General features: G+C 71.5%; 7 protein-coding genes. 3 read left to right on the forward strand and 4 right to left on the reverse strand.

The window, feature by feature from the left end:
* Positions 1-228 precede the first annotated feature (228 nt).
* Positions 229-426 (forward strand): helix-turn-helix transcriptional regulator, encoded by a 198-nt coding sequence (locus GL263_RS12895; RefSeq protein WP_182855811.1) that lies wholly within the window; start codon positions 229-231, stop codon positions 424-426.
* A 113-nt stretch (positions 427-539) separates the two neighbouring features.
* The gene (locus GL263_RS12900; protein WP_182855812.1) at positions 540-767 is read left to right on the forward strand and encodes a heavy-metal-associated domain-containing protein; all 228 of its coding nucleotides are present in this window, start codon (positions 540-542) and stop codon (positions 765-767) included.
* 370 nt (positions 768-1,137) lie between these two features.
* Here the strand turns inward: GL263_RS12900 and GL263_RS12905 are convergent, their stop codons facing one another.
* From GL263_RS12905 to GL263_RS12915, 3 genes are all read right to left on the reverse strand, one after another.
* Positions 1,138-2,442, reverse strand: a complete 1,305-nt coding sequence (locus tag GL263_RS12905) for a citrate synthase (protein WP_182855813.1) — start codon at positions 2,440-2,442, stop codon at positions 1,138-1,140.
* 136 nt (positions 2,443-2,578) lie between these two features.
* Positions 2,579-4,810 carry an SF1B family DNA helicase RecD2 gene (gene recD2 / locus GL263_RS12910; RefSeq protein ID WP_182855814.1) on the reverse strand — a complete coding sequence of 744 codons (2,232 nt, stop codon included), beginning with the start codon at positions 4,808-4,810 and terminating at the stop codon, positions 2,579-2,581.
* 238 nt (positions 4,811-5,048) lie between these two features.
* A complete protein-coding gene (locus GL263_RS12915; protein ID WP_182855815.1) occupies positions 5,049-6,482 on the reverse strand; it encodes a S28 family serine protease in 1,434 nt (477 codons plus the stop codon).
* 135 nt (positions 6,483-6,617) lie between these two features.
* Between GL263_RS12915 and GL263_RS12920 the strand changes: the two genes are divergently transcribed.
* On the forward strand, positions 6,618-7,154 hold the full coding sequence (locus tag GL263_RS12920) for an NUDIX domain-containing protein (RefSeq protein ID WP_228456467.1): 537 nt from the start codon (positions 6,618-6,620) through the stop codon (positions 7,152-7,154).
* 31 nt (positions 7,155-7,185) lie between these two features.
* On the opposite strand, the gene GL263_RS12925 is transcribed toward GL263_RS12920, so the two are convergent.
* Positions 7,186-10,980, reverse strand: coding sequence for an ABC transporter ATP-binding protein (locus GL263_RS12925; RefSeq protein ID WP_323379372.1), 3,795 nt, complete (start codon positions 10,978-10,980; stop codon positions 7,186-7,188).
* Between the last annotated feature and the right edge of the window lie 131 nt (positions 10,981-11,111).

Here is an 11,111-nt window from a genome sequence, read left to right on the forward strand (position 1 = left end):
GTCAGCCTCTTCAGCGTCAGCCTCTTCAGCCATCGCCGTGAGGATAGTGCCGGAGGCCGACAGTAGGAACGGTAGGACAAGAGGCTTGATCGGGATCGGGTAACAGGCGTCACCGTTACGCGGGTACGCGTCACAGCTCCTCGACAGCCCGCTGTCGTCCCGGGGAGGGGTGGGGTCCGGCTCGCACGCTCGGTGTCAGCACCAGCCGAACCCCGAGGAGGCTCGTACATGCCCGACCGAGGTCTGTGGTCCTACAAGGAGATCGCCGCGCACATCCAGGTGCAGCCGGACACGGTCCGCTCGTACCGGAAGCACGGTCTGCTTCCCCCGCCGGACCTGGTGGACGGCGGCCGCCCGTACTGGCGCGCGGACACGATCCGCGCGTGGGTCGCGCAGCGGCCCGGCAGCGGCCGGCGCGGCCGTTGAGCGAGGCCCGGCGACCCCCGCCGCACCTCGACCCGGAAATACCGCAGGGGGGTATAGGGTTTTCCCATGGCGACGGCGCACGACGCCACACCCCACGCATCACTGGAGGACTCATGGACACGCGGTCCCACACCACCACCGTCTACAAGGTCACGGGCATGAGCTGCGGCCACTGCGAGAAGGCGATCGGCGAGGAGCTCGGCGCGCTCGACGGCGTGACGTCCGTGACGGCGTCCGCGAAGGACGGCCTGGTGACCGTCGACGCGAGCACCGCCCTCGACGAGGAGGCGGTGCGGGCCGCGATCGACGAGGCCGGCTACGAGCTGGTCGGACGGGCCTGAGGGCCCGTGGCGCCGGCGGACGCAGGAAGCCCGGCGAGATAGCCGGAACGCCCCGCCGCGAGTCCCCCCACGGGCTCGCGGTCGGGGCGTCCCAATCCCGGTTGGATTCCCCCCACGGGATCCACGCCGGGCGCCTGCCGGCAGCGCACACGGTCGGAAGGCCGCTCAAAGCTTTGCGACCGTGGAACGGCTGCCCGGCACCAACTCCGCCGGGTGTTGGTGCCACCCGATGAGACAGCCGATCGGGGGAAATGGTTGTACGCCAGGCGGATGTGACTCGCGTCACTTTCACCCCGGCGCGGCGAGACGCCGGAGGGGGCCCCGGACCAACGGCCGTGACCCCCTCCCGCAGCGCTCGGAGAAGCGCGCGTCAGCGCTGCTCGACCGGCACGTAGTCGCGCTCGACGACACCGGTGTAGATCTGCCGGGGACGGCCGATCCGGGAGCCCGGCTCCTTGATCATCTCGTGCCACTGGGCGATCCAGCCCGGCAGCCGGCCCAGCGCGAACAGCACGGTGAACATGCTGGTCGGGAAGCCCATCGCGCGGTAGATCAGGCCCGTGTAGAAGTCCACGTTCGGGTAGAGGTTGCGCGAGACGAAGTAGTCGTCGCTGAGCGCGTGCTCCTCCAGCTTGAGCGCGATGTCCAGCAGCTCGTCGGACTTGCCGAGCGCGGAGAGCACGTCGTGCGCGGCCGCCTTGATGATCTTGGCGCGCGGGTCGAAGCTCTTGTAGACGCGGTGTCCGAAGCCCATGAGGCGGACACCGTCCTCCTTGTTCTTCACCTTGCGGATGAAGGTGTCGACGTCTCCGCCGTCACGCTGGATCTGCTCCAGCATCTCCAGCACCGCCTGGTTGGCGCCGCCGTGCAGCGGGCCCCACAGCGCGCTGATGCCCGCGGAGATGGAGGCGAACATGTTCGCCTGCGAGGAGCCGACCAGGCGCACGGTGGAGGTGGAGCAGTTCTGCTCGTGGTCCGCGTGCAGGATGAGCAGCTTGTCCAGGGCGCTCGCGACGACCGGGTTCAGCTCGTACTCCTCGGCGGGCACCGAGAAGGTCATGCGCAGGAAGTTCTCGACGTAGCCGAGGTCGTTGCGCGGGTAGACCACCGGGTGGCCGACGGCCTTCTTGTAGGCGTAGGCGGCGATCGTCGGCAGCTTGGCCAGCAGCCGGATGGTGGAGATGTGCCGCTGCTGCTCGTCGAACGGGTTGTGGCTGTCCTGGTAGAAGGTGGACAGCGCGCTGACGACGGACGAGAGCATCGCCATCGGGTGGGCGTCGCGCGGGAAGCCGTCGTAGAACCGTTTGACGTCCTCGTGCAGGAGGGTGTGCTGCACGATCTCGTTGCGGAAGCCGGCCAGCTCGTCGACGGTCGGAAGCTCGCCGTTGATGAGCAGGTAGGCCGTCTCCAGGAAGGTGCCGCGCTCGGCGAGCTGCTCGATCGGGTAGCCCCGGTAGCGCAGGATGCCGTTCTCGCCGTCGAGGTAGGTGACCGCGGACTGCACGCCCGCGGTGTTGCCGTACCCCGAGTCCAAGGTCACCAGACCGGTCTGGGCGCGCAGCTTGCCGATGTCGAAGCCACGGTCGCCGACGGTACTGTCGACCACCGGGAACTCGTACTCGCTGCCCCCATGCCGCAGTACTACTGCGCTGTCGTTTGCGCGGTGTTCGCTCACGTCATCCCTCACCGACGGTAGTGCCTCTTCTTCGAGGTGCCCTGACTGGTTCCACTGTCCCCCATTTAGCGCGCGCTGGTGCACTCGGGGTCGACCATAGGGCGCTGAAATGGCACCCAGTGCCGCCCTTTGGTTATCACTCCTCCCGCTCTGTCCGCAATCGATGATCGATCGAAGTGCATCTGCGACCCGCCGAGACCGTCCGGACGGCCTGCGCCAGAGCGCGCCGCGAGCCGACCAGGACGACCAGCCGTTTTGCCCGGGTCACGGCGGTGTAGAGCAGGTTGCGCTGGAGCATCATCCACGCCCCCGTGGTGACCGGGACCACAACCGCCGGGTACTCGCTGCCCTGCGAACGGTGGATGGTCACGGCGTAGGCGTGCGCCAGCTCGTCCAGCTCGTCGAAGTCGTAGGGCACCTCCTCGTCCTCGTCCGTGACAACCGTGAGCCTCTGCTCCTCCACGTCCAGCGCGGTCACCACCCCGACCGTGCCGTTGAAGACCCCGTTCGCGCCCTTCTCGTAGTTGTTGCGGATCTGGGTGACCTTGTCCCCCACCCGGAACACCCGGCCGCCGAACCGCTTCTCCGCCGCGCCCGGCCGCCCCGGCGTGATCACCTGCTGGAGCAGGCCGTTCAGCGCGCCCGCGCCCGCCGGCCCCCGGTGCATCGGCGTCAGCACCTGCACGTCCCGGCGCGGGTCAAGACCGAACTTCGCCGGCACCCGCCGGGCGGCCACGTCCACCGTCAGCCGGGCGGCCTCCTCGGTGTCCTCCTCCATGAAGAGGAAGAAGTCCGGCAGGCCCTGGGTGATCGGGGACTGCCCGGCGTTGATGCGGTGCGCGTTGGTCACCACACCGGACTGCTGCGCCTGCCGGAAGATCCTGGTCAGCCGCACCGACGGCACCGGGCTGCCCTCAGCCAGCAGATCGCGCAGTACCTCGCCCGCCCCCACCGACGGCAGCTGGTCCACGTCGCCCACGAGCAGCAGGTGCGCGCCCGGCGGCACGGCCTTGGCGAGCTTGTTGGCCAACAGCAGGTCCAGCATCGACGCCTCGTCCACCACCACCAGGTCGGCGTCCAGCGGCCGGTCCCGGTCGAAGGCGGCGTCGCCGCCCGGCTTCAGTTCCAGCAGCCGGTGCACGGTGGACGCCTCGGCGCCGGTCAGCTCGGCCAGCCGCTTCGCGGCCCGGCCCGTCGGGGCGGCCAGCACCACCGTCGCGCCCTTCGCCCGCGCCAGCTCCACCACCGAGCGCACGGTGAAGGACTTGCCGCAGCCCGGTCCGCCGGTCAGCACGGCGACCTTGCTGGTCAGCGCCAGCCGCACGGCGTCCCGCTGCTCGGGCGCCAGGTCGGCGCCGGTGCGGGAGGCGAGCCAGCCCAGCGCCCGGGTCCAGTCCACGTCGGCGAAGGCGGCGAGCCGGTCGTGCGGGGTCCGCAGCAGCCGCTTCAGCTGCCCGGCCAGCGACAGCTCGGCCCGGTGGAACGGCGGCAGGTAGACGGCCGTGACCGTGCGGCCCGGCTCCTCCGGGTCCGGCAGCCGCTCCCGCACCGCTCCCTCGGGGTCCTCCGCCAGCTCGTCCAGGCACTCGATGACCAGCCCGGTGTCCACCTGGAGCAGCTTGACCGCCTCGGCTATCAGCCGCTCCTCCGGCAGGTAGCAGTGCCCCTGGTCGGCGCCCTGCGACAGCGCGTACTGGAGCCCGGCCCGCACCCGGGCCGGGCTGTCGTGCGGGATGCCGACGGCCTGCGCGATGCGGTCGGCGGTCAGGAAGCCGATGCCCCACACGTCGGCGGCCAGCCGGTAGGGCTCCTCCCGTACGACGGCGACGGACTCGTCCCCGTACTTCTTGTAGATGCGCACGGCGATCGAGGTGGAGACCCCGACGCCCTGGAGGAAGACCATCACTTCTTTGATGGCCTTCTGCTCCTGCCAGGCGGCGGCGATCATCTCGGTACGCTTGGGGCCGAGCCCCGGCACCTCCACCAGCCGCCGCACGTCCTCCTCGATGACGTCGAGGGTGGCCGTGCCGAAGTGCTCGACGATCCGGTCGGCGATACGCGGGCCGATGCCCTTGATCAGCCCGGATCCGAGATAGCGGCGGATGCCCTGGACCGTGGCGGGCAACACGGTCGTGTAGTTCTCCACGGTGAACTGGCGGCCGTACTGCGGATGCGAGCCCCAACGGCCCTCCATCCGCAGCGACTCCCCCGGCTGCGCCCCCAGCAGCGAACCGACCACCGTCAGCAGCTCGCCGCCGCTCTCCCGGGAACGGGCGGGCGCCACCCGGGCCACCGTGTAGCCGCTCTCCTCGTTGGCGTAGGTGATCCGCTCCAGGACCCCTTCGAGCACGGCGAGTGGATGTGCCATGGCACGACGTTAGCGCCCCGCACCGACAGCGCGTCCAGCGCCTGTGGAACACCACGGACGCCACGAGGGGCCCGGTCGCGATGACCGGGCCCCTCGTTCTTCCCCCCTGCGGCGACCGGGCCGTCTCCCCAGCGGCCGGGCCGTCATGAGGTGAGACTCACCACGCCCGGTGATGGTTGCACCACGCAGGAGGGATTTCTCTGCCCGTACTGTCCGGACTCTCCGGCAGGCGGCCGGTTCAGGGCAGCCGGCCGCCGAGCCGCTCGACCATCGGCCGGTCCAGTTCGCGGTCGAACGACACCAGCGGACGGGCGAGTTCGGCCGCGGACCGCTGCTGCGCCGACGGGGTCTTCTCCGCCCGGACGCCGGCCCAGCGCAGCACGGACTCGGTCGCGGCGACCCGGTCGGCCTCCCGCAGCGCGTTGATGTTCGCACCGTGGTTGGCTCCCGGCGCGACGTAGAGCGCCGAGTCCCGGCTGCCCTTGCCCAGTCGGAACGGTTCGGCGCGCCACGGGTCGTTCTCACCGTTCACGAACAGCATCCGCGAGGAGTGGTTCCGCACCCAGCGGTCGATGTCGCGCATCGCGTTGCGCTCGAAGCGCATCGGGATCTCCCGGGGCACGAAGGTGCGCGGCTCGTTGATGCCCGGGTAGCGCAGCAGGTCGTCCACGTGCGGGGTCTTCACGCTGGGCTGACCGAGTTGGGTGCCGGCCTGGTAGAAGTACGGCACGTACGGGGTCATGCCCTGGTCTGAGTAGAACGAGAAGCCGCTGACCCGCTCGATGAACTGGTACAGCTCCTCGGTGGTGGCGTCCCGGCCCGGCACGGTCGGGCAGTCGGACACCCGCTGGTACTGCCAGAACGCCCAGGACAGGTCCAGCACGGCCACCTCGAAGGCGCGGTCGGCCGAGCCGACGAGGTCGAACGTCCAGCCCTTGTCGGCCGCCTCCTTCTCGTAGCGGGCGACCATCTCGTCACGGCGCTTCAGCGACTCCCGCTCGACGCCCGCCAGCGCGGCGCGGCACTCGGGCGTGCCGACGTTCGCGAGGAAGCGGTCGTAGGCGGAGTCCTCGTTGTTGTCCACGTTGTTGGGCGCCACGTACGCGACCGTGCCGGCCATGTCGTGCGGGTAGAAGCGGCGGTAGTACGTCGCCGTCATGCCGCCCTTGCTGCCGCCGGTGGAGATCCAGTTGCGGGTGTAGACCGGGCTCAGCGCGCGGTAGATGCGGTGCTGGTCGCTGGCGGCCTGCCAGATGTCCAGCTTCGTCCAGTCGGCGGGCTGGGGGCGCGAGGGCGTGAAGAACCGGTACTCCATCGACACCTGGTTGCCGTCGATGATCCGCGTCGGTTCGCTGCGGGCCGGGTTGGTGTTCAGCCCGTAGCCGGAGGTGAAGAAGACGGTCGGTCGCTTCTCCGACTTGTGCAGGACGGTGATCCGCTGCTTGAAGGTGCCCTTCTTCGGCTTCCGGTGGTCCACCGGCTGCTCGTAGTCGAGCACGAAGAAGCGGTAGCCCTCGACCGGCTTCTCCTCGATCAGGGACATCCCCTTGATCTTCAGCAGCCGGTCCTTGATGTCGGCCTGCCCGCCGGCCGCGCCGGCGGAGGCGGTGCCGAGGCCGGTGGCGCCTATGAGCACCACGAGCGACAGCAGCCATCTGAGCGTTTTGCGCATGCGTGACTCCCCGGTTCCCCTGGGTGTGGGTCGCCCTGGCGCCTTGTGTGGCAAGGGCGTTGGTCGCCGGGAAACCTACCTTCGCGGATGCGCCGGGCACCACCCCCGGGCTTCGGGAGGCCCTACGCTGCGGTCATGGAACGCGACGGAGATTCGGGTGAACCGGGTGAACCGGGTGGACCGGGTGAGGAAGCCGGCTCCCGCCGGCCGTTGGCGACGGGCCCCCGGCAGATGGCGCTGCTGGACTTCGACACACGGTCCGCGGAGGACACGCGGCAGGCCGGGTACGCGCTGGTGACGCTGTGGCACGGGGAACGGCTGCTGCTGGTCCGCGTACGCGGCCGGGACTGCTGGGAGCTGCCGGGCGGCCGGCTGGAGCCGGGCGAGACGGCACGGCAGGCGGCCGCGCGCGAACTGCGCGAGGAGACCGGCGAGTTCGTCGCCGAGGCGAAGCTGCGCTTCCTCGGCTACGCCACCACGTCGCTCGGGCCGGAGCGGCGGGTGCTGCTGGGGGCGCTGTTCGGGGCGGAGGTCGCCGAGGCCCCGGGCAGGTTCACCGCCAACGACGAGATCAGCGAGGTGCGCTGGTGGGACGGTCTGGAGGCACTGCCCCGCCTCCAGACCGTCGACACCCACCTCGCCTCGCTCACCCGCCGCGAGTGGCCGCGCTGAGCCCCTTCGGCGCTGCCCGACGGCGGAGCCGTCAGCGGTCGGCCGCCGCCGGCACCAGCGCGCCCGTGAAGGTGTGCCACAGCTTGGCGTAGCGGCCGTCGGCGGCGAGCAGTTCGGCGTGGGTGCCGTCCTCCACGACGCGACCGTGGTCCAGTACGACCACCCGGTCGGCGCGGGCGGCGGTGGTCAGCCGGTGGGCGACGACCAGGGTGGTGCGCCGCCCGGCGAGCCGGTCGGTCGCCTGGTTCACCAGTGCCTCGGTCGCCAGGTCCAGGGCGGCCGTGGCCTCGTCGAGCAACAGGATGTCGGGCTGGACGAGTTCGGCCCGGGCGAGCGCGATGAGCTGCCGCTGGCCGGCGGACAGGTTGCGGCCGCGCTCGTCGACCGGGTGGAGGTAGCCGCCGGCGAGCGAGGCGATCATGTCGTGCGCGCCCACCGCCCGTGCGGCGGACTCGACTTCGGCGTCGCTCGCGTCCGGCCGGCCGTAGGCGATGGCGTCCCGGACCGTGCCGGGGAAGAGGTAGGACTCCTGCGGCACGACGCCCAGCCGGTGCCGGTAGGCGGTGAGGTCCAGCTCGCGGAGGTCCCGGCCGTCGACGCGGACCGCGCCCGAGGTGGGGTCGTAGTAGCGGGCGACGAGCTTGACCAGGGTGGACTTTCCGGCGCCGGTCTCGCCGACGAAGGCGACGGTCTGGCCGGCGGGTATCACCAGGTCGACGCCGCTGAGCGCCTGCTCGTCGCCGTCGGAGGTGGCGTAGCGGAAGTGCACGTCCTCGAAGGTGATCTCACCGCGCAGCGCGGGCACCCGCATGGCGGCGCCGTCGCTCGGCGTGCTGGTCTCCTCGCGCAGCAGCTCCTGGATGCGGCGCAGCGACACGGCGGCCTGCTGGTAGCCGTCGAACACCTGGGAGAGCTGCTGCACGGGGGCGAAGAACAGCTCGATGTACAGCAGGTAGGCGACCAGCGCGCCGACGGTGAGCGTGCCCGCGCTGACCCGCCCGGCGCCGACGACCAGCACGGCGGCGGTCGCCACCGAGGCGAGCAGCTGCACAAACGGGAAGTAGACCGAGATCAGCCACTGGCCGCGCACCCGCGCCCGGCGGTAGCCGTCGCTGCGTTCGGTGAAGCGGTCGGTGCCGAGGTCCTCCCGGCGGAAGGCCTGCATGATGCGCAGGCCCGCGACGGACTCCTGGAGGTCGGCGTTCACGACGCTGACCCGCTCCCGCGCCAGCTCGTAGGCGCGCACACTGTGCCGGCGGAAGAAGATCGTGCCGATGACCAGCGGCGGCAGCGTGGCGAAGACGACCAGCGCGAGCTGGACGTCGATCACCAGCAGGGCGGCCAGGATGCCCACGAAGGTGAGCAGCGAGACCACGGCGGTGACCAGGCCGGTCTGGAGGAACGTGGACAGGGCGTCCACGTCGGTGGTCATGCGGGTCATCAGGGCGCCGGTGAGGTGCCGCTCGTAGTAGTCCAGGCCGAGCCGCTGGAACTGGGCGAAGATCTTCAGGCGCAGGGCGTAGAGCACCCGTTCCCCGGTACGGCCGGTCAGCCGCATGCCGGCGAACTGCGCGGCCCACTGCACGAACACCACCAGCAGGGCCATCCCGGCAGCCGCCCAGACCGCGCCCAGCGCGGCCCGCTCGACGCCGTCGTCGATGCCCCGGCGGATCAGCACCGGGAGCAGCAGCATCAGCAGCGCGTCGACGGCGACAAAGCCGAGCGCCAGGGTCAGCGGGCGGCCGAAGCCGCGCAGCAGCCGGCGCAGGCCGTAGGACTCCTCGCGGCGGACGGCGGCGCTCTCGTCGACGTCCGGCGCGTCCGTGGCCGGCGGCAGGGCGGCGACCTTGGCCAGCAGCTCGGGGCTGCCGGGCAGCGAGCCGAGCTCGGCGCCGAAGCCGCCCGGGCGGCCGGACTGCGCGGCGGCCACCCCCGCGGCCCCCCGGCCGGCGCCGTCGGTCGACTCCGCGGCGCCGTCGCCGCGGACCCACAGCTCGGGCGTCACGCCGTCGACCGTGCGCTGCTGGTCGTGGCCCGCCTGACCGGCCTGGCCGGCCGGGTCGCGCTCGACGTCGCCCAGCTCGTCGGGGTCGGTGAGCAGCCGCCGGTAGAGCGGGCAGCGGGCGGTCAGCTCCTCGTGCGTGCCGGTGTCGACGAGGCGGCCGCCGTCGAGGACGGCGATGCGGTCGGCCAGCGCCAGCGTGGACTGCCGGTGGGCGATGAGCAGCGTGGTGCGGCCGGCCATGACGCCGCGCAGCGCCTCGTGGATCTCGTGCTCGATGCGGGCGTCGACGGCCGAGGTGGCGTCGTCGAGCAGCAGCAGCCGCGGGTTGGCGAGGATGGCGCGGGCGAGGGCGATGCGCTGCCGCTGGCCGCCGGAGAGGCTGAGCCCCTGCTCGCCGACGCGGGTGTCGTAGCCCTCGGGCAGCTCGGAGATGAAGCCCTCGGCCTGGGCGGCCCTGGCGGCGGCGCGGATCTGCTCGTCGGTGGCGTCCGGGACGCCGAAGGCGATGTTCTCCCGGACGGAGTCGGAGAACAGGAAGCTGTTCTCCGGGACGATGCCGATCGCCGCGCGCAGCGAGTCGAGGCTGAGGTCGCGGACGTCGTGCCCGCCGACCCGGACGGCACCGCCGCTGACGTCGTAGTAGCGCGGCAGCAGCATGGAGACCGTGGACTTGCCGCTGCCGCTGGTGCCGACGACGGCGACCGTCTCGCCCGGCTCGATGCGCAGGCTGAACCCGCTGAGCACCGGACGGTCGGCGCTGTAGCCGTAGGTGACGTCGTCGAACTCCACGGAGGCGGCGGCGTCGGCGGGCAGCTCCACGGCGTCGGACCGCTCGGACATCTGCGGCTCGGTGTCCACCAGCTCGAAGATGCGCTCCACGCCCGCGCGGGCCTGCTGGCCGATGGTGAGCATCATGGCCAGCATCCGGACCGGGCCGACCAGCTGCGCGAGGTAGGTGGAGAAGGCGACGAACGTGCCCAGCGTGATCTGGCCGCGTACCGCCATCCAGCCGCCGAGCGCCAGCATCGCGACCTGACCGAAGGACGGCACGGCCTGGAGCGCCGGGGTGTAGCGCGCGTTCAGCCGGACCGTCCGGAGCCGGGCGGCGAACAGCTCACGGCCGGCGGAGCGCAGCTTGCCGCCCTCCTGCTCCTCCTGGCCGAAGCCCTTGACGACCCGGACACCGGTGACGGAGCCGTCGACCACCGAGGCGACCTGGCCGGCCTGCTGCTGGGCGTACCAGGTGGCGGGGAAGAGGCGGGTGCGGGTGTGGTTGGCGATCCACCAGAGCGTGGGGAAGACCGCCAGCGAGACGACCGTGAGCAGCGGTGACAGGATCACCATCACCACCAGCGCCACCGCGAACAGCAGCACGTTGCCGATCATCATCGGCAGCATGAACAGCAGGCTCTGCACCAACTGGAGGTCGCTGGTGCCGCGCCCGACGACCTGGCCCGTGGACAGCTCGTCCTGCCGGCGGCCGTCGAGCCGCATGATCGCCCGGTACATGTCGGTGCGCAGGTCGTGCTGGACGTCCAGGGCGAGCTTGCCGCCGTAGTAGCGGCGCAGGTAGGTCAGCCCGTAGACCAGCAGCGCGGAGCCGAGGAGCAGCGTGATCCACACGCCGATGCCCTCGCCGCCGCGGCCGTCGGCGACCTGGTCGATCACGGCCTTGGTGATCAGCGGGACGAGCGCCATGACGCCCATGCCGGCGAGCGACGCGCCGAGGGCGAGAACCACGTTCCGCCGGTAGCGGAGGCAGTACGCCGTCAGCCTTCTGGCCCAGCCCGGCCGCTGCTCCCCCGTCTCCGTCCCCTTCACTTGCCTGCCCCACCCCTTGCTGTGCTTCTGGGCTTGTCGCCGCTGTGCGTCTGGTACTGCCGGACGCTGCAACACCGCCGCACGCCGATTCATTCCGGTTCATTCCGGCGGCGCCGCGGGGAGGGGACGAG

Source organism: Streptomyces durbertensis (assembly GCF_014156695.1).
Lineage (GTDB): Bacteria > Actinomycetota > Actinomycetes > Streptomycetales > Streptomycetaceae > Streptomyces > Streptomyces durbertensis.